The following is a 24,174-nucleotide window of genomic DNA, read 5'->3' on the forward strand; positions in this document are numbered from 1 at the left end:
TAGCAGTGCTAATTTAAATGTACGGCTTTCAATGTACGGCTCTCTATGGCCACCGTCCGCGTGCTGGCCACCGTCTGTGGGGTGACTCTGCATGAACCTGGAGCTCAGCGAGGAGCAGACCGCCGTCCGCCGACTCGCCCGGGACTTCGTGGACCGCGAGATCGCGCCGAACGTCGTCGAGTGGGACCGTGCGGAGGAAGTGGACCGTGCCATCGTCAAGAAGCTCGGCGAGGTCGGCTTCCTGGGCCTGACGATCGACGAGGAGTACGGCGGCTCGGGCGGCGACCATCTCGCGTACTGCCTGGTCACGGAGGAGCTGGGGCGCGGCGACTCCTCGGTGCGCGGGATCGTGTCGGTCTCCCTCGGCCTGGTCGCCAAGACGATCGCCGCCCGGGGGAGCGAGGAGCAGCGGCGTCGCTGGCTGCCGGGGCTCACCGCGGGCGATCTGGTCGGCTGCTTCGGCCTCACCGAGCCCGGCACCGGCTCCGACGCCGGAAACCTCACCACGCGGGCGGTGCGCGAGGGTGACGACTACGTCATCAACGGCACCAAGATGTTCATCACCAACGGCACCTGGGCGGACGTCGTCCTGCTCTTCGCCCGCTCCACCGACGCGCCCGGCCACAAGGGCGTCTCCGCCTTCCTGGTCCCCACCGACACGCCCGGCCTGACGCGCCGCCCCATCCACGGCAAGCTCGGCCTGCGTGGCCAGGCCACCGCCGAGCTGGTGCTGGAGGACGTGCGGGTGCCCGCGTCGGCGATGGTGGGGGAGGAGGGCAAGGGCTTCTCGGTCGCGATGTCGGCCCTGGCCAAGGGGCGGATGTCGGTCGCCGCGGGGTGCGTCGGCATAGCCCAGGCCGCGCTGGACGCGGCCGTCCGTTACGCCGGGGAGCGCGAGCAGTTCGGCAAGCCGATCGCCCGCCATCAGCTCGTCCAGGAGCTGATCAGCGACATCGCCGTCGACGTGGACGCGGCGCGCCTGCTGACCTGGCGGGTCGCCGACCTGATCGACCGCGGGCTGCCCTTCGCCGTGGAGTCCTCCAAGGCCAAGCTCTTTGCCTCGGAGGCTGCCGTGCGCGCCGCCAACAACGCCCTCCAGGTCTTCGGCGGCTACGGCTACATCGACGAGTACCCGGCGGGCAAGCTGCTGCGAGACGCCCGCGTGATGACCCTCTACGAGGGCACGAGCCAGATCCAGAAGCTGCTCATCGGGCGGGCGTTGACTGGGGTTTCGGCGTTCTGAGTATCTCCGCGTACCTCCTAGGTACTTCGGCGGATGTGGCAGCGGCCGCATTCGCCGACCCTTGTCCCCATGAGTGACGCATCGGGCAAGCAGCAGAACACCGCCGCCTTCTACGGTCAGGCGGTCGCCTCCTTCTCGGTCGCCATGGCCGCGACCGCCATCGGCATCTTCAAACTGAACGCCGACGCCTGGGTGCGTGCCTTCCTCGCGATCGCCGTCCTGTATCTCGTCACCTCCGCCTTCACCCTCTCCAAGGTGATCCGGGACCGGCAGGAGGCCGCCCGGCCCGCGTACCACCCCTTCGAGAAGCTCTGAGAACTCCTGACGCCCGAACGGGCCGGGCTAAGCGCTCGCTCACCCTGGGCGGTATGGTGGTCCTTCTGTCAGCGAGAGGGGCGAGTGAGCGATGAGTACGGCGGAGGAGACGGCCGGCGGCGAGACGTCGGCGTGGGCCGAGGTCACGCCCGACGCGGCCCGGCGGCTGCTGATCGCCGCCGTGGAGGCCTTCGCCGAGCGCGGCTACCACGCCACGACGACCCGCGACATCGCGGGCCGCGCCGGTATGAGCCCGGCCGCGCTCTACATCCACTACAAGACCAAGGAAGAGCTGCTCCACCGCATCAGCAGGATCGGCCACGAGAAGGCCCTGGACATCCTGCGGACCGCGGCCCGGCGCGAGGGCACCCCCGCCGAGCGGCTCTCCGACGCCGTGAGCTCCTTCGTCCGCTGGCACGCCGGGGGGCGCACCACCGCGCGGGTCGTGCAGTACGAACTGGACTCGCTCGGCCCGGACGCCCGCGCCGAGATCCTCGCGCTGCGCCGGCAGTGCGACGCCGAGGTGCGCGCGATCATCGAGGACGGGGTGGGGGCCGGCGACTTCCACGTCCTGGACGTCAAGGGCACGACCCTCGCCGTGCTGTCGCTGTGCATCGACGTGGCCCGCTGGTTCAACGTCGACGGTCCCTGGACGCCGGACGAGGTCGGCGCGCTGTACGCCGACCTCGTGCTGCGGATGGTGGGGGCGAAGTAGGCACGGCCGGGCGCCGGCCTGCCCGGCGCGTCGGCTACAGGTAGTAGCGCGAGACGGACTCGGCGACGCACACGGGCTTGTCCCCGCCCTCGCGCTCCACGGTGAACGCGACACTGACCTGGACGCCGCCCGTCACGTCGTCGACGCCCGTGATCGTCGCGGTGGCGCGCAGCCGCGAGCCCACGGGCACCGGGGCGGGGAAACGCACCTTGTTCGTCCCGTAGTTGACGCCCATCTTCACGCCCTCGACCTTGATGAGCTGAGGGCCGAAGAGCGGCAGCAGCGACAGGGTGAGGTACCCGTGGGCGATGGTGGTCCCGAAGGGGCCGGCGGCGGCCTTCTCCGGGTCGACGTGGATCCACTGGTGGTCACCGGTGGCCTCCGCGAACAGGTCGACCCGCTTCTGGTCGACCTCCAGCCAGTCCGTGTACCCCAGCTCCTCGCCCACCGCCGACTTCAGGTCGTCGACGGAGGTGAAGATCCTCGGCTCTGCCATGTCCCGGCCTCCCGCGTCACGTATGCCTAGTGAGTGATGCCTGCGCCTATGTCTAAGCGACTGCTTAGCATGCTAGGTGCCGAAGCCCCTGTCAACGGACCGGGGCGGTGACGTGGGTAGGTAGGTTGGATGGGTGCCCCAGATCCCCGAGAAGATTCACGAGCTCACGGTCGGCCAGCTCTCCGCCCGTAGCGGCGCCGCCGTCTCCGCCCTGCACTTCTACGAGTCCAAGGGCTTGATCAGCAGCCGGCGCACGTCCGGCAACCAGCGCCGCTACACCCGCGACACCCTGCGCCGGGTCGCGTTCGTGCGGGCCGCGCAGCGCGTCGGCATCCCCCTGGCCACGATCCGTGACGCCCTTGCCGAACTCCCCGAGGAGCGCACCCCCACACACGAGGACTGGGCGAAGCTGTCGCAGGCGTGGCGCTCCGAACTGGACGAGCGCATCAAGCAACTCAACCGCCTCCGCGACCACTTGACCGACTGCATCGGCTGCGGGTGCCTCTCCCTGGACACCTGCGTCCTGTCCAACCCGGACGACGTGTTCGGCGAGCGGCTCACGGGCTCGCGCCTGATGGTGGAGCAAGGGGGAGGCCGGCAGCAGGGGCGACAGGGCCGAGCCGGCTAGCGCGAGCCAAAGCCGGACGGCCACCGCCGGGAGGGCGGTGGCCGTGGGCGTCGGGACGGGCGGGACCTGCCGGGAGGGCGGTGGCCGTCGGTGTCGGACGGGCGGGCCGCAACTGGCACGCCCGTCTCACTCGTACTCGGTGCCGCCCTTGCGCGTCAGATAGGCCGGGCTGACCGCCTTCGCGATCGCCCGCCCGCCGGTCACCGCGCTGTACCGCTCGACGGCCGGACGTATCACCACGCCCTCCCGCAGATGCAGCTCCCGCCCGGACACGGTCTCGCGCCCGCTCGCGACCTCCAGCACCCGCTCGATGTCGAAGGGTCCCTCGAACAGCCGCGGCACCAGGGGCAGTTCCCCGTCCAGCACCTCCGCCGCGTCCAGCCATCGCACCCGCCCGTCGATCTCCGCGGACACGTCGAACACGGCGTATCCCAGCGTCTCGCGCCGGCCGTCGGCACCGTACGTCAGGTCCTGCACCCCGGCCCCGAAGACCTCACCGAAGACGCCGACCCGCCGCGCCCCGAGCCGTTCGGCCAGTCGGGCCGCCGCCTCGGCGACGCCGTGGCCGCGGATCGCCCGCCAGTACAGGTTCCGCGACTCCTCGCGCAGCGCCAGCGACTTCGAACCGAAGCCCTTGGAGGACACGTACACCCGCTCCTCGTCGGCGACGTACGTCAGCAGGCAGGCCGACCCGTGCAGCTTCTCGGTCAGGACCACCGGTTCGCCGGGCGTGAAGATGTCCGGATACCGCTGGATGTTCTCGATGTCGACCCACGGCAGCAGGTCCGGCGCCGACTCCACGTCGCCCGACATCGTCGGCGGGATCGGCGGCACCCACTTGGTGATCCCGAGCAGTTCGGCGAAATCGGTGCCCTCCGCGGCCGCCCGCGGCAGATCCACGTCGGCCAGCGCCTTCGGCCGGCACACGATCCCCTGCGACAGCTCCCCGCGCAGCCGCACCGCCTTGACCCGGTCGGCCCCGCTGCCCGCCAGCCGCCCGGTCAGCCCCAGCTCCTCGATCAGGCCGGTCGGCAGCACCGCCTGCTCGGGGATGTACACGGCGGCCTCACCGGTGCGGTACGCGCCCTTGGCGACGACGGCCCGGTACAGACCCACCTGGGCCAGTTCCAGCGCGTCGGCGTTGGGATGTTCATGGACGGTCAGCACTTCGGCGGTGACGCGCAGCGTCGACATGAGGGGGCTCCTTCAGGTCCTCGGGTCTCGTTTCATCGCCCCCAACTGTCCGTACGGGAAAGGGATGGAGCGACCCATTTAGCCTCTGCTATCGTCGCGATCTTCAGTCCGGCGCCCGGCGCTGCCGCCCGTACTGGACCAGCCCCTCGGCCACCAACCGGGCGTTGGACAGGGCACGTTCGCCGTCCGGCAGGGTCAGTGTGTCCTCCAGGCCGATGCGCGTCGCGAGCCCCAGTCGTCCCGCCAGCCGCAGCACCGGCCAGGCACTCCCGTCCTCCCCGTGCAGCAGCACCGGGCGGCCGAACGCCGGGCCGATGTCGGCCAGCAACGCACGCGCGCTCGCCTCGGCCGTCTGCGCCGACGTGTCCGTCACCTCCGCCAGCACCCGCAACACCCTCGGCCCCCACGGTGAGTCGGCGAACCGCGCGGCACCGTCCGTGCCGGACCAGATGCCCGCCTCCACGCCCACGCCCCGCTCGATCAGCGCCGCCGCGAGTTCCTCGGCTCCCGCCTCGTGCCAGTTGACCGAGGCGTGGTCCGGCAGCACCGTCCAGCTCCGTATGCGCTCCAGCCGCGCCATGGGGTCCGGCTCCGCCCACGCGCCCGTCGTCACACCGACCGGCACCGCCACCCGGGCCCGAATCGCCTCCAGCGTCGGCGCGAGAACGCGCGGTGACAGGCTGTCCTGCCCGCAGGGGGTCTTGGGGTGGACATGGATGTCCGTGGCCCCGGCCGCGACGGCCTCGGCCGCGGATTCGGCCAGCGCCTCGGGCGAGAGCGGCACCACCGCACCGTCGCCCGCTCCGCGAGGCCCGTTGAGACACACCTGGATCATGCGTCGATGGTGCCAGCCGCCACTGACAGTCGTCGCCGCCCCGGAAAACGCCGCGGCAAAGGCCCGACAAACGCCCCGGCAAAGGGGGGTGCGGCATCCCCGGCGCACCCCCGTCGTACTAAGCGGACATCAGCAGCCGCCGTCCGCGCCTGGCAGCCGCCAGCGCCTCGGGCGTGAGAACCGGACGCGGCACCACGATCCCGCAGTCCGTGCAGACCGGGCCCGAGGAGGGTTCATGGGCCAGGTCGTACTTCCAGATCAGCCGCCCCCCGCTGCACGCCGGGCACTCCGAACCCGGTTCGCGCTCCAGCGCGGAGATCAGTCGGCGCAGCACCTCGGCCAGGGGTTCCTGCGGGTGGACCCGGGGGTCGTCGCACCAGGCGACTCCGAAACCGCCCCAGGTCAGCCGGTGCCAGTCGTCCACGCTGCCCGGCCTGCGCAGTCCGTCGTGCTTTTCCTTCTTGCGCCGCTCGGCGAACTCGACCTCGTAGGCCAGCCAGACCGAACGCGCCTCTTCCAGCTCCTCCAACGCGGCCACGAGCCGCGCCGGGTCGGGGGACCGGTCCTCGGGACCGAATCCCGCCCGGGAGCACAAGTGGTCCCAGGTCGCCCTGTGCCCGTAAGGAGCGAACCGCTCCAGGCACTTACGCAGCGAGTAGCGCCGCAGCGCGAGATCGCACCGTGGATCGCGCACCTGTCTCGCCAGACTCCGGAAACCGGCCATCGCCCTGCACCTCCGTCACATCTGCACCTGTACTTCGGTCACTTCGGCGTCGTCCTTAGGACGTTGCCGAATAGACGTATCGACAAGCGATTCGGCTCCATCCGATTTCCGATGACCTCCATAGCGAGCCCTGGTGGCTCAAAAAGTGACGCATGTTCATCTTCAATCCCGGGGATACCGCCGGTAACACTCTCGGCCCACCCTCGTCGGTAGGAGCTGCCATGCCACGGCGTACCCCACGTACCGCGCCAGACAGACTGAGAACTCCCGGCGGATCCCCCGGGTTCCTGAAGGCCGCATTCGTATGCGCGCTGATTGCCGGTCTTTTGTCGCCTCTTTCCCCGGCGGCCACCGCGTCACCCGCCGCGGCGGCCGAGATCACGGCCGCGAACGACCACTGCGGGAACCAGTGCTCCGACATCCTGCCGCCGGGCCAGAACGGCAACGCCACTCTCGCCCAGATCCTGCTCAACCAGGCTTTCGGCACCCAGCCCGAACACGCGGAGGACCAGCTCGGCCCGTACGCCAACCTGGCCAAGGGCTACTCCGGCCTCACCAACGCGACGATCAACAACTTCTTCAACGACGCCTCGTTCGGCGTCCCGTCCGACCAAGTCGCCTCCACCGTCCGACCCGCAGGGCGCAGCGACGTGACGATCGTCCGGGACAAGAAGACGGGTGTGCCGCACATCACCGGTACCACCAGATACGGCACGGAGTTCGGCGCGGGCTATGCGTCGGCCCAGGACCGGCTGTGGCTGATGGACGTCTTCCGCCACGTCGGTCGCGGCGGGCTAACCTCCTTCGCCGGCGGCGCGCCCTCCAACCAGGGCCTTGAGCAGCAGTTCTGGCGCAACGCGCCGTACACCGAGGCCGATCTGCAGGCGCAGATAGACAACGCCGTCGCCTCCAACGGCGAACGCGGTCAGCTCGCCCTCGCCGACGCCAAGGCCTATCTCGACGGCATCAACTCCTACATCGACGCCTCCGACAGCGGCCGCTACTTCCCCGGCGAGTACGTCCTGACCGGCCACAAGGACTCCGTCACCAACGCCGGCACGATCGAGCACTTCAAGCTGACCGACCTCGTCGCGCTCGGCTCGGTGATCGGCGCCCTGTTCGGCTCCGGAGGCGGCGGCGAGGTCAACAACGCGATCTCCCTGCTGGCCGCGCAGGAGAAGTACGGCGTGGCCGAGGGCACCGAGGTCTGGGAGTCCTTCCGCGAGCGCAACGACCCCGAGGCGGTCGTCACCGTCCACGACAAGAGCTTCCCGTACGCCACCAAGCCCGCCGACCCGCAGGGCGAGGCCCTGCCCGACGCCGGCTCGGTGAGCGAGGAACAGCTCGTGTACGACCGTACGGGCAGCGCGTCCGGCGCGGCGGCGTCCGGCGCCTCGGCCACGGCCGCCGCCACCGCGATGACCTCGGCCAGGCGGGGCATGTCGAACGCTCTCGTGGTCGGCGGCGAGCATACCGCCGGCGGCCACCCGGTCGCCGTCTTCGGACCGCAGACCGGCTACTTCGCACCCCAGCTACTGCTCCTCCAGGAGATCCAGGGGCCCGGCATCAGCGCCCGCGGCGCCTCCTTCGCCGGCCTGAGCATGTACGTCGAGCTCGGCCGCGGCCAGGACTACTCCTGGAGCGCCACGACCTCCGGCCAGGACATCATCGACACCTACGCCGTCGAGCTGTGCCAGGACGACTACCACTACCTGTACCGCGGCACCTGCACGGCGATGGAGAAGATCGAGCAGAAGAACGCCTGGAAGCCCACGACCGCCGACAGCACCCCCGCGGGCTCGTACACGATGCGGGTCTGGCGCACCGAGTACGGTCCCGTCACCCACCGCGCGACCGTCGGCGGCAAGAAGGTCGCCTACACCACCCTGCGCTCCTCCTACATGCACGAGGCCGACTCCATCATCGGCTTCCAGATGCTGAACGACCCCGACTACGTCAAGGGCCCCGAGGACTTCCAGAAGGCGGCGCAGCACATCAACTACACCTTCAACTGGTTCTACGCCGACTCCGAGCACACCGCCTACTACAACAGCGGCGACAACCCGGTCCGGGCGAGCGGCGTCGACGCTGAGTTCCCGGTGTGGGCGCGGCCGGCGTACGAGTGGCGCGGCTGGAACCCCGCGAAGAACACCGCGGACTACACACCGCCCTCGGCCCACCCCAACTCCATCGACCAGGACTACTACATCTCCTGGAACAACAAGCAGGCCAAGGACTACACGACCGCGCCCTGGGGCGACGGCTCCGTGCACCGCGGCAATCTGCTGGAGAGCCGGGTGCGCAAGTTGGTCGACGCGGGCGGCGTGACCCGCGCCTCGCTGGTGAAGGCGATGGCCGACGCGGCCCTGGCCGACCTGCGGGCCGAGGACGTCCTGCCGGATCTGCTCAAGGTCGTCAACAGCTCCCCGGTGACCGACACCACGGCGGCGGCGGCCGTGAGCAAGCTCAAGGCGTGGCTGTCGGCGGGCGGCAAGCGTACCGAGACCGCCGCGGGCTCGAAGAAGTACGCCGACGCCGACGCGGTCCGCATCCTGGACGCGTGGTGGCCGCTGCTGGTGAAGGCCGAGTTCGAACCGGGTCTCGGCAGTGAGCTGTACGCCGCGATGACCGCCGCTCTGCCCATCGACGAGTCCCCGTCGGCCGCGCACGGCCCGACCGGCGCGCACGCCGGAAGCTCCTTCCAGTACGGCTGGTGGAGCTACGTCGACAAGGACGTCCGGGCCGTGCTCGGTGAGTCCGTGCAGGGCCCGCTCGACCGGAAGTACTGCGGCGGCGGCAGCCTCGGTGCCTGCCGGGACATGCTCATCAGCACCCTGAAGGAGGCCGCGGGCAGGACCGCGGCCCAGGTGTACCCCGGCGACGACCAGTGCTCGGCGGGCGACCAGTGGTGCGCCGACTCGATCGTCCAGCGCACCCTGGGCGGCATCAAGCACGGCAAGATCGGCTGGCAGAACCGGCCGACGTACCAGCAGGTCGTGGAGTTCACCTCACACAGGTGACGGCGAGTGACTGGCGGCGGTCAGCGGATGCGCCCCGCCGCCAGCACCATCCGCGCCAGCTCCCGGTGCACGATGTCGCTGTGCGCTCCGGCGGGCGGCCCGCCCCGCTTGACCACCGCCGCCGCGTCGACGTTCACGCACCCCGACGCCGGGAGCTTCGCCCGCAGCGCGTCGGCAAGCTCGTAGGACTTCGTCCCCGGCACCGCCTGGATCCCGTCGTGCCCCATCGCACCCCACTTGGCACCCAGCATCCGGCCGATGTCCGGCGCCGCGATCCCGCGTGCGTCCCCGGCCATGCGGGAGGCCAGCGGGTACATCGTGGACAGGGCCGAGTCGTGCCGTGAGTGGCAGCACACCAGCGGTCCGTCGATCCGGTTGTGCTGGCCCTCCAGCACCCCGCCCGCCCGGGCGTCGTGCGGCAGCCGGGACGCGAACGCGTAGTGCGAGAAGGCGCCTTGGAGCAGCGTCACGGACTTCACCGTGCGCACGCCCTTCGGCAGTCCGCGCAGCGCGAACGACACCAGCCGCGCCCCGAAGCTGTGCCCGACGAGATGCACCCGCACCTCGGGCGAGCGTGCGGCCAACTGCCCTACGACCCGGCCGAGCCCGCGCTCACCGACGGTGCCTGCGCGCCGTTTCATCGCGTAGTACGTCGCCTGCCGCAGCAGCTCGTGGGCGCCCTCCCACGGGTTCGGCAACGAGAAGGACGCCGCCCCGTCCGGTGTGCCGTCGGGCGATTCGAGATGCGTCAGCGCCTGCGCGAAGTCCTCGCACACGGCCGCCGTGGAGCCGGCGAAGAGTTCCGGCGAGTCCTGCGGCACCCCCTCGCACAGCGTGTCGGCCGCGAACAGCGCCTGCGGCCCCGGCGGCACGACGTCCACGAGCAGCCGCACCAGCCGTCCGAACTCCTCCAGCTCGGCCTCCTCGCGCGGCTGCTGGTCCAGCAGCCGGGCGATCTGGTCGATCACGGTCGCCCGCCCCGGGAACGTCTCCAGCAGTGCGTGCCGCGTGTCCTTGTCGAGCGCCGGCCGGCGTGGCATCTCGGCCGCCACCGCCCGCGGGAAGTCCGGGATCGGCTCGTCGGAGAACCGCATCGAGGGCCAGCAGACGCCCACGTACCCGATCCTCGCCTCCGGCGCCAGCCCCGGGATCGGCGCGAAGAAGCCGTCGTAGAGCCGGGTCGCGCCGGAGCGGTCGTTGTTCCAGCCGTGTGCGAAGACGATCAGATCACGGACGTCGTGCCTCGCCACCCCGGCCAGCAGCCGGTCCCGCCGCCCGGCGTCCGGGTCCCCGTCCGCGTCGAAGGTCAGCTCCCAGTAGGGAGATACGCTCACCGCCGGTTTCGCCATGACAGGCCCCCTCGTCCCCCGTGACAGTGCGATACGGGCGCATCGTCCTGCCGGCGGGCGGGAATGGCCATACGTCGTCGCCCATCCGTGGCGCCGCTCATGTGTACAGCAGGTACTCCCGGCGGGTTCGCCGGAACGCCGACAGCTCCTGCTGCCAGTCCGCCACCACCTCGTCGGCGCTCGCGCCCGCGTCGATCAGTGTGCGGACCCGGTTGTTGCCGGTGAGCTTGTCGATCCAGTTGTCCGGGCGCCAGGCGAACCCGCTCCACACCTTCCTGGCGGTCACCAGCAGGGCGATTCCGGTGCGGACGGGGTCGTAGGCGGCGCGGTCGTGGACGTGGATCTGAACGCCGCCGACGGTCTTGCCCTGGAACTTCGAGAACGTCGGCGCGAAGTACGCCTCCCTGAAGTGCACGCCGGGCAGGCCGAGTTCATTGACGGCCTCGGCCCAGCGCCGGTCGATGCCCTCCGCGCCGAGCAGTTCGAAGGGGCGGGTCGTGCCGCGCCCCTCCGAGAGGTTCGTGCCCTCGAAGAGACACGTGCCCGAATACACCAGGGCGGTGTCCGGAGTGGGCATGTTCGGGCTCGGCGGCACCCAGGGCAGACCCCAGGCGTCGTAGAACGCGGACCGCTTCCAGCCGGTCATCCGTACGGTCTCCAGGGGGACCGGGGTGGTGAGGAACTCCCCGTTGAACAGCCGCGCCAGCTCGGCGACCGTCATGCCGTGCGCCTGCGAGACGGGCCTGCGGCCCACGAAGGTCGAGAACTCCATGTGCAGGACCGGCCCCTGTGCGGAGCGGCCGGTGACGGGGTTCGGCCGGTCCAGTACGACGAAGCGCTTGCCGGCGAGCTGGGCCGCCTCCATGCAGTCGTACAGCGTCCAGATGTAGGTGTAGAAGCGGGCGCCCGCGTCCTGGATGTCGAAGACGACCGTGTCGACGCCGGAGGCGGTGAAGATGTCGGCCAGCGGCCGGCCGCTCTTGAGGTACGTGTCGTAGACCGGGAGTCCGGTCGCCGGGTCGTCGTAACGGCCCTCCGAGCCGCCTGCCTGGGCGGTGCCGCGGAAGCCGTGCTCGGGGCCGAAGACGGCCCCTAGGTTCACCCTTTTGTCGGCGTGCATGACATCCACGATGTGGCGGACGTCGCGGGTCACGCCTGTGGGGTTGGTGACGATTCCGACCTTCTGGCCTTCGAGGACCGAGTAACCGTCGGCTGCGAGGCGTTCGAAGCCGGTGTGCAGTCGCGTGTGGCGCGAGGACGCTGCCGCTGCGGACGGGAGTGATGCTGCTGCCGTTGTCGCTGCGAGAAGAGCTCGTCTGGATAGGCGCATGTGGGGCACGGTATTGCTCCCGCAGGTTGTGGGGAAGGTGGCGGTGGTTCGTGGCTTGTCGCGCCCACGCGGCGGAGCCGCACATCGATACCGCCCCGCGCCCCTGAAGGCGTGGCAGTCGCCCTTCCCAGTCACATACCGACCGGTTAGTCTGGCCGTCGCAGGAGAGCCGCAGTCGAAGGAGACCGATGGTGGAAGCCGTTCAGGGTGCCGGAGTCGTCGTTACCGGGGCTGGGGGTGGCATCGGTGCGGCGCTCGCCCGGCGCTTCGCCGCAGAGGGAGCCCGCGTCGTCGTCAATGACCTCGATGCCGGGAAGGCCGAGGCCGTCGCCGGTGAGATCGGCGGCATCGCGGTCCCCGGCGACGCCTCCGCGATCGTCGACGATGCGCGTGAGGCGCTCGGTGGTGCCATCGACGTCTACTGCGCCAACGCCGGTGTCGCCTTCGGCGGGCCGGACCTCGACGACCTCGGCGACGAGAAGTCCTGGTCGGTGTCCTGGGACGTCAATGTCATGGCACACGTCCGGGCCGCGCACGCCCTGCTTCCCGAGTGGCTGGAGCGCGGCGGCGGCCGGTTCGTCTCCACCGTCTCCGCGGCCGGCCTGCTCACCATGGTCGGCGCCGCTCCCTACGCCGTCACCAAGCACGGGGCGTACGCCTTCGCCGAGTACCTGTCCCTGACGTACCGGCACCGCGGCGTCAAGGTGCACGCCATCTGCCCGCAGGGTGTGCGCACCGACATGCTGGACGCCACCGGGAGCGCGGGCGACCTGGTGCTCAAGCCCACCGCCATCGCGCCGGAGGACGTGGCGGACGCCCTGTTCAAGGGGATGGAGGAGGACCGCTTCCTGATCCTGCCGCACCCCGAGGTCGCCGGTTTCTACCAGGCGCGGGCCGGTGACCCCGACCGCTGGCTGGCCGGCATGAACCACCTCCAGCGGAAGTGGGAGGAGGCCCGGTGACGGACTCCCGCTACGCGGTCAAGCCCTGGCTGGAGCTGCTGAGCGACACCCAGCGTGCCCCGATAACCCCCGACGACTCACTCGTGCACGCCCTGCGCCGGGTCGCCGCCGAGGTACCCGACCGGCCCTTCCTCGCCTACTTCGACGGCCGCCTGACCTACCGCGAGGTCGACGAGCTCAGCGACTCCGTCGCCGGGCACCTCGCCGCGCGCGGTCTGGAGCGCGGCGACCGGGTGGCGGTCCTGCTCCAGAACTCCCCGCACTTCGTGCTCGCCGTGCTCGGCGCCTGGAAGGCGGGGGCGGTCGTGGTGCCCGTCAACCCGATGTACAAGTCGGGGGAGGTCACCCACGTCCTGCGGGACGGCGACGTGGCCGCGCTGATCTGCTCCGACCGGGCCTGGGAGTCGTATCTGCGCGATACGGCCGCCGACTCGCCGGTGCGGATCGTGCTCACCGGGTGCGAGCGGGACTTCCAGACCCGCGACGACGCGCGCGTGCTGACCTTCGAACGGCTCCCGCAGGCCGCCGACGCCGACGACCTGGCGGCAGTGGCCCGCGCCGGCCACAAGCCGCCGGACGGCCGCGACCTCGGCCCCTCGGACATCGCGCTGATCAGCTACACCTCGGGCACCAGCGGCACACCCAAGGGCGCCACCAACACGCACGGCAACATCATGTACAACGCCGAGCGGCAGCGCACCGGCCTCGCCCTGCCCGAGGCGCCCGTCTACTTCGCGATGGCGCCGCTGTTCCACATCACCGGGATGGTCGCCCAGTTCGCCGCCTGCCTGAACAGCGCGGGCCTGCTCGTGCTGGCGTACCGTTTCGAGGCCGGTGTCGTGCTCGACGCGTTCGCCGAGCACGGGCCGCACTACACCGTCGGCCCCTCGACCGCCTTCATGGCACTGGCCGCCCACCCGGACGTCAGCCGCGAGCACTTCGCGTCCTTCGTCAACATCTCCTCCGGCGGCGCCCCGCTGCCGCCCGCGCTGGTGGAGAAGTTCCGGGCCGGCTTCGGGCCGTACATCCGCAACGGCTACGGCCTCACCGAGTGCACCGCCCCCTGCGCCGCCGTACCGCCCGGCCTAGAGGCCCCGGTCGACCCGGCCTCCGGGACGCTCGCCGTGGGCGTGCCGGGGCCCGAGACGGTCGTACGGATCGTCGACGACCAGGGCGAGGAGGTGCCGTTCGGCGAGCAGGGCGAGATCGTCGTACGGGGGCCGCAGGTCGTCCCCGGCTACTGGCGGCGCCCCGACGCCACCGCCGAGACCTTCCCCGACGGCGAGCTGCGCACCGGCGACATCGGCTTCATGGACGCCGAGGGCTGGCTGTACGTCGTCGACCGCAAGAAGGACATGATCAACGCGTCCGGCTTCAAGGTCTGGCCGCGCGAGGTCGAGGACGTGCTCTACACACACCCGGCGGTGCGCGAGGCGGCCGTCGTCGGCGTGCCCGACGGGTACCGCGGAGAGACCGTCAAGGCGTACATCAGCCTCCGTCCGGGTGCCGAAGCGGACCCCGACGCACTCGCCGCGTACTGCCGGGAGAGACTGGCCGCTTACAAATACCCGCGGCAGGTGGAGGTCCTGCCCGACTTGCCCAAGACGGCGAGTGGGAAGATCCTCCGTCGGGAGCTTCGTTCCCGCGCGAACGACGGCTAGACAGCAGACGGCAACACCGCAAGCGGAACATCTCGGAAGGGCAGGTGGCGGCACAGTGGCCAGGACGACGGACGGAGACGGTACGCCCGTCCCCCAGCGGCTGCTCGCCGCCGCCACCCGGCTCTTCGCGGAACGGGGCTACGACCGCACCTCGGTGCAGGAGATCGTCGAGGCGGCAGGCGTCACTAAGGGCGCGCTGTACCACTACTTCGGCTCCAAGGACGACCTCCTGCACGAGGTGTACGCGCGCGTGCTGCGCGTCCAGCAGGAGCGGCTCGACTCCTTCGCGGACGCCGACGAGCCGGTCGAGAAGCGGCTGCGGGCCGCGGCGGCGGACGTCGTGGTGACGACCATCGACAACCTCGACGACGCGATGATCTTCTTCCGCTCGATGCATCATCTGAGCCCGGAGAAGAACAAGCAGGTGCGCGCCGAGCGCCGGCGCTACCACGAACGCTTCCGTGCGCTCATCGAGGAGGGCCAGGAGGCGGGCGTCTTCTCCAAGGCGACCCCGGCCGACCTGGTGGTCGACTACCACTTCGGGTCCGTCCACCACCTGTCGACCTGGTACCACCCCGACGGCCCGATGAGCCCCCAGCAGCTCGCCGACCACCTGGCCGACCTGCTGCTGAGGGCTCTTCGGCCCTAGCTCACAGGTACTTCTTCAACTCCCGCCGCGCCAGCGACCGCTGGTGCACCTCGTCCGGCCCGTCGGCGATCATCAGCGTCCGCGCCCCGGCGTACAGCTCGGCCAGCGGGAAGTCCTGGCTGACGCCGCCCGCGCCGTGCAACTGGATCGCGCGGTCGATGATGTCGACGACCGCGCGCGGGGTGGCGATCTTGATGGCCTGGATCTCGGTGTGCGCGCCCCGGTTGCCGACGGTGTCCATCAGCCAGGCCGTCTTCAGCACCAGCAGCCGCAACTGCTCGACCGTCACGCGCGCGTCGGCGATCCAGTTGTGCACCACGCCCTGCTGGGCGAGCGCCTTGCCGAAGGCGTTGCGGGACACCGCCCGGCGGCACATCAGCTCGATCGCCCGCTCGGCCATGCCGATCAGCCGCATGCAGTGGTGGATCCGGCCGGGGCCGAGCCGGGCCTGGGCGATGGCGAAGCCGCCGCCCTCCTCGCCGATGAGGTTGGCCGCCGGCACGCGCGCGTGGTCGAAGATCACCTCGGCGTGGCCGCCGTGGTAGTGATCCTCGTAGCCGAAGACCTGCATCGCGCGCTTCACCGTGACGCCCGGGGTGTCACGGGGGACCAGGACCATGGACTGCTGGCGGCGGATGTCCTCGCCGTCCGGGTCCGTCTTGCCCATCACGATGAAGATCTTGCAGTCCGGGTTCATCGCCCCGGAGATGTACCACTTGCGGCCCGTGATGACGTACTCGTCGCCGTCCCGCTCGATGTGCGTGGTGATGTTGGTGGCGTCGGACGAGGCCACGTCCGGCTCGGTCATCGCGAAGGCCGAGCGGATCTCACCGGCTAGGAGCGGCTCCAGCCACTGCTTGCGCTGCTGCTCGTCGCCGAACTGGGACAGCACCTCCATGTTCCCGGTGTCCGGCGCCGCGCAGTTCAGCGCGGTCGGCGCCAACTGCGGGGAACGGCCTGTGATCTCGGCGAGCGGGGCGTACTGGAGGTTGGTGAGACCGGCGCCGTACTCGGCGTCGGGCAGGAAGAGGTTCCACAGGCCCTGCCTGCGCGCCTCGGCCTTGAGCTCCTCCACCACGGCCGGCGTGTCCCACGGGGACGCCAGCGCGGCCCGCTGCTCCTCCGCGACCGCCTCGGCCGGATAGACGTGCTCGTCCATGAAGGCCAGCAGCCTGGCGCGCAGCTCCTCGGTGCGTGCGTCGAACGCGAAGTCCATGTCCCGTCAGCCTTCCTGGATGCCATCTTGAAGAGTGGTCAGGCCGTGCTCGATGAAGACCGGGACCAGGTCGCCGATGCGGTCGAAACCGCGGCCGACCGTCTGGCCCAGCGTGTAGCGGTAGTGGATGCCCTCCAGGATCACGGCGAGCTTGAACCAGGCGAACGCCGTGTACCAGGACACCGCGGAGACGTCGCGCCCGGAGCGTTCGGCGTAGCGCTGGATCAGTTCGGCGGGGGAGGGATGTCCGGGCGCCTCGGCCGTCGTGGAGACCGGGGAGTGCGCCATGCCCAGCGGCATGCTGTACATCACCAGCAGGCCCAGGTCGGTCAGCGGGTCACCGAGCGTGGACATCTCCCAGTCGAGGATCGCCCTGATGCGGTCGTCCTCGCCGATCAGCACGTTGTCGAGGCGGTAGTCGCCGTGCACCACGGCCGGGGCGGGGGAGGTGGGCAGTTGCCTGCCGAGCGTCGCGTGCAGCTCGTCGATGCCGGCCAGCTCGCGGTTGCGGGAGGCGTCGAGCTGCTTGCCCCAGCGGCGAAGCTGGCGGTCCAGGAAGCCCTCGGGGCGGCCGAAGTCCTCAAGACCCACCGACGCCGGGTCCACCGCGTGCAGCTCGACGAGGGTGTCCACCAGCGACAGCACCGCGCCCCGGGTGCGCTCCGGGCCGAGCGGGGCGAGCTGGTCGGCGGTGCGGTACGGGGTGCCCTCGACGAACTCCATGACGTAGAACGGCGCCCCGAGCACCTCCTCGTCCTCGCACAGCAGCACCGGCCGCGGCACCGGTACGTCCGTCGAGTGCAGGGCGCTGATGACCCGGTGCTCGCGCTTCATGTCGTGCGCGGTGGCGAGGACATGGCCGAGCGGAGGGCGTCGTACGACCCACTTCGAGGTGCCGTCGGAGACCGCGTAGGTGAGATTGGACCGTCCACCCTCGATCAGCCGGCCGGTCAGCGGACCGTGCGCCAGACCGGGCCGCTCGCGCTCGAGCAGGCCGTGCAGCCGGTCCAGGTCGAGGCCGGGCGGATGGTCGGGGCTCATACGTGGCTCCTAAAGGCAGGTGAACGGGACCTGACTCATGATGCCGACCAGTCGGTATGTAGTCCAGTGGGGGAGCCGAACGTGATCGGGGCCACGATAGGCCGACAGCTCCCCGCGCCGGGCGCCGGGGAGCTGTCGATGGGGAGCTTTTTGGACTCGGCGGGGTGTCTGCGACCTCAGTGGTCGTCCCAGTGGCCGTTGTGCGCGGCGTGCCGGTGGCCGTCGTGGAGGTAGTCGACGTGGTCGCCGTGCAGCACGCTCTCGTGCCCGCAGTCGGCGCCGTGCTGATGGGCGTGGCCCTCGTGTGCCTTGTGCCCGTCCGTCTCGCACTCGTCCCAGTGCCCGGCGTGCTCCCGGTGCAGGTGGCCGTCGTGCGCGTAGTCGGTGTGGTCGCCGTGCGGCACCGCGGTGTGTCCGCAGTCGGGGCCGTGGGCGTGGGTGTGCGAGCGGTGTTCCGTGTGGAGGGTGGTCATGGTGCTCACCTTCGAAGGAGCGGGGGATGACGTCGGACAGGCTGCCACGCGAACGCCGCATATCAGGCGATTCGGCTTGCGTGGCGTCCGGTCACCCCGGAGGGTCGAAGCCATGAAGGGGATCACCTACTCACGCTACGGCGGGCCCGAGACGCTCGGCCTACGGAGATGTGCGCGACCCGCGGGTCGGGCCCGACTCCGTGCTGGTCAAGGTGCGGGCGGCGGCGGTCAACCCGGTCGACTGGAAGTGCCGCGAGGGCTATATGGACCGGCTGCTCGAACCGGTCTTCCCGGTGGTGCCGGGGTGGGACGTCTCGGGCGTGGTGGTCCAACCGGGTGTGTCCGTCATGGAGTTCGGTGTCGGCGACGAGGTCATCGGATACGTCCGCGAGGACCTCCTGTCCCGGGGCACCTTCGCCGAGTACGTCGCCGCTCCCGTGCGCACCCTCGCCCGCAAGCCCCGCAACCTCACCTGGGAGGCGGCGGCCGGACTTCCCCTGGTCGGACTGACGGCGTACCAGGTCCTGACCCGGGTGCTCCAGGTCAAGCGCGACGAGACCGTCCTGGTGCACGCCGCGGCCGGCGGGGTGGGCTCGATCGCCGTCCAGCTCGCCCGCCATCTGGGTGCCCGGGTGATCGGCACGGCCGGCGAGCACAACCACGACTTCGTCCGCGGCCTCGGCGGCGAGCCCGTGGAGTACGGCGACGGCCTGACGGAACGCGTACGCGGGCTGGCCCCCGAAGGCGTGAACGCCGCCTTCGACACGGTCGGCGGCGACGCGCTGAAGGCGTCCGCCAATCTGCTGGCCCCCGAGGGCCGCCTGGTGTCGATCGCCGACCCGGACGTCGTCGACTACGGCGGCCGGTACTACTTCGTGCGCCCCGACTCCGAGGACCTCCTGCGGCTGTCCGAGCTCGCGGAGCAGGGCGTGGTGAGCGTGCATGTCTCGCAGACGTTCCCGCTGGAGCGCGCGGCGGACGCCCAACGGCTGAACCAGGAGGGCCGCACGCGGGGCAAGATCGTGGTCACCGTCGACTGGGACACGGAGGAGGCGGTGGCGCCGGACGGGTTGTGGCAGGAGGCGGAGCAGGCGCAATAGCGGACGGTGCGGTCAGGGCGCGCCGGCGTTTCGGGGCCTCGCGGGGCCCTCAGAACAGCAGTGCCGCCCCGCACACGGCCAGAGCCACCGTGATCAGGACGGTCGCCGTGGCGCGCCGGGGAGCCAGTGCCGCGGGCCGCGGCGACGAGGCGAGTTCGCGGATGCGCCGGTGCGCGAGGGCCAGGAAGCCCAGCCACAGCCCGCAGCACAGGGCGCAGACGAGGCCCCCGGCCACCGTGACCTCGCCGTGCAGCGCGGTCTTCACCGCAAGCACGGCGGCGACGGTGCCGGACAGCGTCGTACGACGCCATGCGAGGCGGGTCCGCTCGGGCTGGAGTCCGGGGTCCCGCAGCGGCTCCGCGGCCGCCGAGGCGCTCACCCCTCCCACCCGACGAGCACGACGAAGACCATCGCGACGGCCACGACGGCGACCACGAGGCTCAGCACCGCCGGGAAGCGCGACACCGGCAGGTCCTCGCCCCGGCGCATCGCCCGCTCGCAGCGCACCCAGTGATTGACCGCGCGCAGCGAGCACAGCACGCCGGCCGCCAGCAGCGCGAGCGCCAGGCCGACCCGCCAGCCCCAGCGCAGGTCCGGCAGGAACTGGTCGACCGCGAAGCCGCCGCCGATGAGGGCGAGCGCGGTGCGCAGCCAGGCCAGGAAGGTGCGCTCGTTCGCCAGCGAGAACCGGTAGTCGGGGGTGCCGCCCTCCTGGCGCACCTCCTGCGGCGCGAACCACAGCCGGACGTTTCGCACGAACTCGCTCACATGACCGACCCTATCCGGGCGCTCCGCGGGAGGCTCCGCCGGATCCGCCCGCCGGGGGTCGGCTCAGCGGGCAGCACGCAGGGCCTTGAGCCGCTCGTAGGCCGCCAGCCCGTCCGGCACCCACGCCCAGTCCGCGAGGCGCCGCTCCACCTCGGCCTCGGACAGGAAGCCGTACCAGGCGACCTCCTCCACCTGAGGGCTCACCGGCAGCACGCAGCGCACCTCGTACACCGCCGACCACCAGGTCTGCCCGGCGCCGTCGTCGTACAGGAACTTGAACAGGTACGTCGGCCGGGGCAGCCCGCTCACCCCGAGCTCCTCCTCGGCCTCGCGCAGGGCGGCCTCGTCGTACGACTCGCCGGCGCCCACGACCCCGCCGACGAACATGTCGTACCGCGAGGGAAAGACCAGCTTGGTGGGGGTGCGGCGGTGCACGAAGAGCCGGCCCTCGGCGTCCCGTGCCTCGATGAAGACACAGCGGTGGCGCAGCCCCTTGGCGTAGGCCTCGCCGCGCGGGGAACGCCCGATGACCCGGTCCTGTTCGTCGACGATGTCGAGGATCTCGTCAGCAGAGCTCATGGGGCCATCCAAGCAGGGGTGGCCCGGAAGCGTTCAGGGCGTCTGAAGGGCCGGCGTGCGCTTCGGCTGGATCACTCCGGACGGCATCGCCGAATGCGTGCCGAGCATGATGATGCCGACCACGATCCCGGCGAGTCCGGCCGCCTCCCAGGCCAGCGCGCCCGCGTCGGTGCGCAGCCGGTCGCCGAGGAAGCCGACGCCGCAGAGGATGCCGGCCAGCGGCTGGGCGGCGGTCAGGGCGGGCAGGGACATGCGCAGGGAGGCCGTCTCGAAGGCGCTCTGGACCAGGATCAGCCCGGTCAGGCCGAGCGCCACCACGGCGTACGGCTGCCAGCCGGTCAGGACCTCCGCCATGCCGCCCTCGGCGAACCGCTCCCCGGTCACCCGGGTCAGGGCGTCCTGCACGCCGTACAGGAGACCGGCCGCGGTCGCCAGCAGTGCGGGGCCCGAGCTGAGCCGGGAGCGCTTGGCGTACGCCGTGAGCAGAAGGGCCACGCCGACCATGAGGCCGATGATCAGCCAGTGGCGCATGGGGTCGCTGGTGGCTGTGCCGCCGGTCGGCTGGCCGGCCACGATGAACGCTGCGACACCGCCCGCGAGCAGCGCGAGGCCGGTCCAGCCCTGGCGTCCGAGGGGTTGCTTGGTCTGGCGGCGGGAGAGCATCAGCGCGAACAGCAGGTTCGTCGCGAGCAGGGGTTCCACCAGGGAGATCTCGCCCTGGCCCAGCGCCATCGCGCCCAGGGCCATGCCGACCACCATCAGGCCGATGCCGCCGAGCCAGCGCGGCACCTTCATCAGGTCCAGCAGGATCCGGGGCGAGAGAAAGTCGCTCAGCGGAGCCTTCTGAGCCGCGTTCTGCTGGAGGACGAAACCGAATCCCAGACAGCATGCGGCGGTCACTGCGAGTATCAGGATCTGGAGCGACACGCTGCGTACCTCGAATCCTGCCGGGCTGGACGGGGTGCGTAAGGGCCGACTGTAGCGGCCCCTGGCCCGGCGTGCGCGTTCCACCATCGTGCGGTGCCCAAACGGACAGCGCCATGACGTACGCCACACACAACGAATAAATCCGGCATTGCGGACAGGTTGAAAGCCACAACTGCCCCATCAGTAACACTAGTTGACGCGTGTAACGCGTCAGCGGCCCTTGACGTGAACCCTTGGCGGAGGGTTTGCTGCGAGTGATCGCTTGATGACAGTCCACAATCTGCTCACAACAGGACCCAAGCCGGTGTCCCCACCCCCACCTCCCCTGGGCCGCGGCCGAAAGCGCGCTGCCCACGCCTACGACGCCGCCCTCGACGACGCCGAGCTCACCGCCGCCCGCGCCGCCCTCGCTCAGGGCAGGTGGCAGACGGCCCGCTCGCTGCTCGCCCGAACCGGCGACGACTGGGACCGCAGAGGGCACCGCGTCACCGTCCTCGCCCAGGAGAAGTACTGCGTCCCCTGGACCCGCGACTGGCTGCTCGCCGAGCCCGACTCCGCGGACGCCGCCGTCCTGCTCGGCCTCGCCCAGGTGCACCGCGCCCTGCGCGGCAAGGAGAAGCCGGTCCGCGCCCGTGAGGCCTGCCACGCCGCCGCCGCGCTCGCACCCGCCGATCCGACCCCCTGGCTCGGCCTGCTCATGCTGGAGAAGACCCTGGGCGCCGAACCGGAGGTGCGCCGCCTGTTCGCCGAGGTCCGCGCCCGGTACGCCGACCACCACCACGCCCACCACCTGATGGTGGCCCGGCTCGCCGAGCACCAGTCCGGCACCGGCACCGACCCGCTGCACGAGGTCTACGACTTCGCCAACGCGGCCGCGGACCGGGCTCCCGCCGACTCCCCGCTCGCCGTCCTGCCGGTCATCGCCCACGCCGAGCGCTACCGCGTGCTCGCGGCGGCGGGCCATGAGCCCCGGGACGCGCCCGCCTCCGGGCACTGGACGGGCCGCCGGGCCCGGCAGGTCATGCGGGCCGCCTTCGACTGGTGGCTGGAGTGGGAGCAGGAGGGCCACCCGCGCCGGCTGATCGACCTGAACTTCCTCGCGCACGCCAAGGTGTGCGAGGGCCGGGGCGCCGAGGCCGCCGCCCTCTTCCACCGCATCGGCGAACACGCCACCCCGTCGCCGTGGTCCTACCCCGACCGCGACCCGTACTCCGCCTTCCGCGCCGCCCGCGACACCGCGCTCGGCACGGCCTAGGGCCGGCGGCTCAAGCACCGCCCCGACGAAGACGTACCGCCCCGACGAACACGCACCGACACCGACCGCACACCAGCGCCCCCGACCCGACGAAGGACGGTCATTCGATGACGACGGGCAGTTCCAGCACGAGCACAGTCACCGCCGGCGGCGGCATCAGTACGTTCAAAGGACAGGACCGCGCCCTGCGGGCCGACCGGCTGGGGACCACGGGCCTGCTGCTGTCCGTGCTCGCCGCGACCGCGCCCCTGATGGTCGTCGCGGGTGTCATGCCCACGACCTTCGGGGTGATGGGCGTCCTAGGCCAGCCGCTGCTCTTCGTGATCCTCGGCGTCGTCCTCGCCCTGTTCAGCGTCGGGTACGCCGAGATGAGCCGGCACGTCCACAACGCCGGAGCCTTCTACGCCTACATCTCCCGCGGCCTCGGCGGCACGGCCGGCGCAGGCGCCGCCATGGTCGCGCTCGTCGCCTACAACGCGCTCCAGGTCGGCATCTACGGCATCTTCGGCTTCGAGGTCTCCGGGCTGTTCGCCACCTACCTCGACACCGAGATCGCCTGGTGGATACCGGCGCTGCTGGCCGTCCTCGCGGTCGGCGCGCTCGGCTGGCTGAAGATCGACCTCAACGCGCGCGTGCTCGGCGTGCTGCTGATCATCGAGGTCGTCCTCGTGGTCATCTTCGACGTCGCCGCCATCGCCGACCCGGCGGGGGAGGGCCTGTCCCTGCACGCCTTCAACCCGGACACCCTCAGCGGCGCGGGCATCGGCACGGCCCTGTGCTTCTGCGTCGCCGCCTTCCTCGGCTTCGAGCAGGCCCCCGTCTACGCCGAGGAGACCAGTCGCCCGCACGTCCTCGTGCCCCGCGTGATGTTCCTGGCCATCGGCGGGATCGCGGTCTTCTACACGATCAGTTGCTGGGCGTACACCGTCGCCGCCGGGCCCTCGGCGATCGTCGGCACCGCGCAGAAGCAGAGCGCCGGGCTGCTGTTCTTCCTCACCGGGGACCTGCTCGGCGACACTTTCACCGACGTGCTGCACGTGCTCTTCGTGACCGGCATGTTCGCGGCGATGCTCAGCTTCCACAACGTCGTCGCGCGCTACGCCTTCGCCATGGGCCGCGAGGGCCTGCTGCCCGCCGCGTTCGGCCGTACCAGCGGCGCGAGCGGTGCCCCCGGCACGGGATCGCTGCTGCAGACCGCGATCTCGCTCGTGGTCGTGGCTGTGTTCGCCCTCACCGACGACAAGCCGACCGGCGACCCGACCGCGCCGGTGCTGCACCTGTTCACCTGGATGGGCAACCTCGGCGCGCTGGGCGTCGCCGCGCTGATGGCCGCCGCCTCGGTCTCCGTCATCGCCTTCTTCGTGCGCCGCGGGGCCGTCGCCGCCCAGCTCTGGCGGCTGGCCGCCTCCGCGCTCTCGGTCGTCGCGCTGGTCTTCATCGTCGTCTACACCGTCAAGGACTTCGACGTCCTGATCGGGGCGGGCCCCGGTTCGGCCCTGAGCTGGGCACTGCCCGCCGTCATCGCCCTCGCCCTGGTCGCCGGCGTCGTCCAGGGCCTGCTCCTGCGCTCCCGAGCCCCCGAGCGGCACGCCCGCATCGGGCTCGGCAACGAGGCGTTCCAGCTCGAGAAGGCGGCGACGCGGACTCCGTAGCGTGAGAAGTGGTTACGGAACTCTGACGAGCACCCGCGATTC

The 24,174-nt window shown here is 71.1% G+C and carries 23 protein-coding genes and 1 pseudogene; 11 read left to right on the forward strand and 13 right to left on the reverse strand.

Annotated features, from left to right (window positions below):
* The first annotated feature begins 91 nt into the window (after positions 1 to 91).
* The 3 genes from ACZ69Q_RS39080 to ACZ69Q_RS39090 all read left to right on the forward strand — a co-directional run bounded on the left by ACZ69Q_RS39080 (position 92) and on the right by ACZ69Q_RS39090 (position 2,273).
* Positions 92 to 1,243: an acyl-CoA dehydrogenase family protein gene (locus ACZ69Q_RS39080; RefSeq protein WP_471051850.1), complete on the forward strand. Its 1,152-nt coding sequence runs from the start codon at positions 92 to 94 to the stop codon at positions 1,241 to 1,243.
* A 69-nt stretch (positions 1,244 to 1,312) separates the two neighbouring features.
* Positions 1,313 to 1,558 (forward strand): YiaA/YiaB family inner membrane protein, encoded by a 246-nt coding sequence (locus ACZ69Q_RS39085; protein WP_471051852.1) that lies wholly within the window; start codon positions 1,313 to 1,315, stop codon positions 1,556 to 1,558.
* A 91-nt stretch (positions 1,559 to 1,649) separates the two neighbouring features.
* Positions 1,650 to 2,273: a TetR/AcrR family transcriptional regulator gene (locus ACZ69Q_RS39090; RefSeq protein ID WP_471051855.1), complete on the forward strand. Its 624-nt coding sequence runs from the start codon at positions 1,650 to 1,652 to the stop codon at positions 2,271 to 2,273.
* Between the two features lie 34 nt (positions 2,274 to 2,307).
* On the opposite strand, the gene ACZ69Q_RS39095 is transcribed toward ACZ69Q_RS39090, so the two are convergent.
* Complete coding sequence (locus tag ACZ69Q_RS39095; RefSeq protein WP_471051858.1) at positions 2,308 to 2,769, reverse strand: MaoC family dehydratase; 462 nt, start codon at positions 2,767 to 2,769, stop codon at positions 2,308 to 2,310.
* A gap of 133 nt (positions 2,770 to 2,902) precedes the next feature.
* Between ACZ69Q_RS39095 and soxR the strand changes: the two genes are divergently transcribed.
* The gene (gene soxR / locus ACZ69Q_RS39100; protein WP_471051860.1) at positions 2,903 to 3,397 is read left to right on the forward strand and encodes a redox-sensitive transcriptional activator SoxR; all 495 of its coding nucleotides are present in this window, start codon (positions 2,903 to 2,905) and stop codon (positions 3,395 to 3,397) included.
* 126 nt (positions 3,398 to 3,523) lie between these two features.
* Here the strand turns inward: soxR and ACZ69Q_RS39105 are convergent, their stop codons facing one another.
* The 3 genes from ACZ69Q_RS39105 to ACZ69Q_RS39115 all read right to left on the reverse strand — a co-directional run bounded on the left by ACZ69Q_RS39105 (position 3,524) and on the right by ACZ69Q_RS39115 (position 6,150).
* A complete protein-coding gene (locus ACZ69Q_RS39105) occupies positions 3,524 to 4,591 on the reverse strand; it encodes an RNA ligase (ATP) (RefSeq protein WP_471051862.1) in 1,068 nt (355 codons plus the stop codon).
* Positions 4,592 to 4,694: 103 nt separating this feature from the next.
* On the reverse strand, positions 4,695 to 5,426 hold the full coding sequence (locus ACZ69Q_RS39110; RefSeq protein ID WP_471051864.1) for a 3-keto-5-aminohexanoate cleavage protein: 732 nt from the start codon (positions 5,424 to 5,426) through the stop codon (positions 4,695 to 4,697).
* 118 nt (positions 5,427 to 5,544) lie between these two features.
* A complete protein-coding gene (locus ACZ69Q_RS39115; RefSeq protein ID WP_030951696.1) occupies positions 5,545 to 6,150 on the reverse strand; it encodes a hypothetical protein in 606 nt (201 codons plus the stop codon).
* A gap of 221 nt (positions 6,151 to 6,371) precedes the next feature.
* On the opposite strand from ACZ69Q_RS39115, the gene ACZ69Q_RS39120 reads away from it, so the two are divergent.
* On the forward strand, positions 6,372 to 9,170 hold the full coding sequence (locus ACZ69Q_RS39120) for a penicillin acylase family protein (RefSeq protein WP_471051866.1): 2,799 nt from the start codon (positions 6,372 to 6,374) through the stop codon (positions 9,168 to 9,170).
* Positions 9,171 to 9,190: 20 nt separating this feature from the next.
* Here the strand turns inward: ACZ69Q_RS39120 and ACZ69Q_RS39125 are convergent, their stop codons facing one another.
* Complete coding sequence (locus tag ACZ69Q_RS39125; protein WP_471051867.1) at positions 9,191 to 10,519, reverse strand: serine-threonine protein kinase; 1,329 nt, start codon at positions 10,517 to 10,519, stop codon at positions 9,191 to 9,193.
* Positions 10,520 to 10,616: 97 nt separating this feature from the next.
* Positions 10,617 to 11,849 carry an exo-beta-N-acetylmuramidase NamZ family protein gene (locus ACZ69Q_RS39130; protein ID WP_471051869.1) on the reverse strand — a complete coding sequence of 411 codons (1,233 nt, stop codon included), beginning with the start codon at positions 11,847 to 11,849 and terminating at the stop codon, positions 10,617 to 10,619.
* Between the two features lie 188 nt (positions 11,850 to 12,037).
* Between ACZ69Q_RS39130 and ACZ69Q_RS39135 the strand changes: the two genes are divergently transcribed.
* Genes ACZ69Q_RS39135 through ACZ69Q_RS39145 form a run of 3 tightly spaced genes read left to right on the forward strand, consistent with a single transcriptional unit; the run spans position 12,038 to position 15,121 of the window.
* The gene (locus ACZ69Q_RS39135; RefSeq protein WP_471051870.1) at positions 12,038 to 12,811 is read left to right on the forward strand and encodes an SDR family oxidoreductase; all 774 of its coding nucleotides are present in this window, start codon (positions 12,038 to 12,040) and stop codon (positions 12,809 to 12,811) included.
* Positions 12,808 to 14,472: a class I adenylate-forming enzyme family protein gene (locus ACZ69Q_RS39140; RefSeq protein WP_471051873.1), complete on the forward strand. Its 1,665-nt coding sequence runs from the start codon at positions 12,808 to 12,810 to the stop codon at positions 14,470 to 14,472. The genes ACZ69Q_RS39135 and ACZ69Q_RS39140 overlap by 4 nt, the downstream gene beginning before the upstream one ends.
* Positions 14,473 to 14,527: 55 nt before the next feature.
* Entirely contained in the window at positions 14,528 to 15,121 is a 594-nt protein-coding gene (locus tag ACZ69Q_RS39145) for a TetR/AcrR family transcriptional regulator (RefSeq protein ID WP_471051876.1), read from the forward strand.
* Position 15,122: 1 nt separating this feature from the next.
* On the opposite strand, the gene ACZ69Q_RS39150 is transcribed toward ACZ69Q_RS39145, so the two are convergent.
* The 3 genes from ACZ69Q_RS39150 to ACZ69Q_RS39160 all read right to left on the reverse strand — a co-directional run bounded on the left by ACZ69Q_RS39150 (position 15,123) and on the right by ACZ69Q_RS39160 (position 17,851).
* The gene (locus ACZ69Q_RS39150; protein ID WP_471051878.1) at positions 15,123 to 16,337 is read right to left on the reverse strand and encodes an acyl-CoA dehydrogenase; all 1,215 of its coding nucleotides are present in this window, start codon (positions 16,335 to 16,337) and stop codon (positions 15,123 to 15,125) included.
* Between the two features lie 6 nt (positions 16,338 to 16,343).
* Positions 16,344 to 17,378, reverse strand: coding sequence for a phosphotransferase family protein (locus tag ACZ69Q_RS39155; protein WP_471051880.1), 1,035 nt, complete (start codon positions 17,376 to 17,378; stop codon positions 16,344 to 16,346).
* Between the two features lie 176 nt (positions 17,379 to 17,554).
* Positions 17,555 to 17,851 carry a hypothetical protein gene (locus ACZ69Q_RS39160; protein WP_471051882.1) on the reverse strand — a complete coding sequence of 99 codons (297 nt, stop codon included), beginning with the start codon at positions 17,849 to 17,851 and terminating at the stop codon, positions 17,555 to 17,557.
* Between the two features lie 112 nt (positions 17,852 to 17,963).
* Between ACZ69Q_RS39160 and ACZ69Q_RS39165 the strand changes: the two are divergent.
* Positions 17,964 to 18,951, forward strand: a pseudogene (locus ACZ69Q_RS39165) (NADP-dependent oxidoreductase).
* Positions 18,952 to 19,000: 49 nt separating this feature from the next.
* On the opposite strand, the gene ACZ69Q_RS39170 reads toward ACZ69Q_RS39165, so the two are convergent.
* The 4 genes from ACZ69Q_RS39170 to ACZ69Q_RS39185 all read right to left on the reverse strand — a co-directional run bounded on the left by ACZ69Q_RS39170 (position 19,001) and on the right by ACZ69Q_RS39185 (position 21,225).
* Complete coding sequence (locus ACZ69Q_RS39170; RefSeq protein ID WP_471051884.1) at positions 19,001 to 19,330, reverse strand: DUF202 domain-containing protein; 330 nt, start codon at positions 19,328 to 19,330, stop codon at positions 19,001 to 19,003.
* Positions 19,327 to 19,719, reverse strand: a complete 393-nt coding sequence (locus tag ACZ69Q_RS39175) for a YidH family protein (RefSeq protein WP_359097598.1) — start codon at positions 19,717 to 19,719, stop codon at positions 19,327 to 19,329. The genes ACZ69Q_RS39170 and ACZ69Q_RS39175 overlap by 4 nt, the downstream gene beginning before the upstream one ends.
* A 63-nt stretch (positions 19,720 to 19,782) precedes the next feature.
* Positions 19,783 to 20,298: an NUDIX domain-containing protein gene (locus tag ACZ69Q_RS39180; protein ID WP_471051887.1), complete on the reverse strand. Its 516-nt coding sequence runs from the start codon at positions 20,296 to 20,298 to the stop codon at positions 19,783 to 19,785.
* A 33-nt stretch (positions 20,299 to 20,331) separates the two neighbouring features.
* Positions 20,332 to 21,225: a DMT family transporter gene (locus ACZ69Q_RS39185; RefSeq protein WP_471051890.1), complete on the reverse strand. Its 894-nt coding sequence runs from the start codon at positions 21,223 to 21,225 to the stop codon at positions 20,332 to 20,334.
* Between the two features lie 304 nt (positions 21,226 to 21,529).
* Between ACZ69Q_RS39185 and ACZ69Q_RS39190 the strand changes: the two genes are divergently transcribed.
* The gene (locus ACZ69Q_RS39190; RefSeq protein ID WP_471052093.1) at positions 21,530 to 22,480 is read left to right on the forward strand and encodes a hypothetical protein; all 951 of its coding nucleotides are present in this window, start codon (positions 21,530 to 21,532) and stop codon (positions 22,478 to 22,480) included.
* Between the two features lie 107 nt (positions 22,481 to 22,587).
* On the forward strand, positions 22,588 to 24,132 hold the full coding sequence (locus ACZ69Q_RS39195; protein WP_471051893.1) for an APC family permease: 1,545 nt from the start codon (positions 22,588 to 22,590) through the stop codon (positions 24,130 to 24,132).
* The last annotated feature ends 42 nt before the right edge of the window (positions 24,133 to 24,174 follow it).

The sequence above is a fragment of the Streptomyces sp. NPDC036764 genome (genome assembly GCF_055609385.1).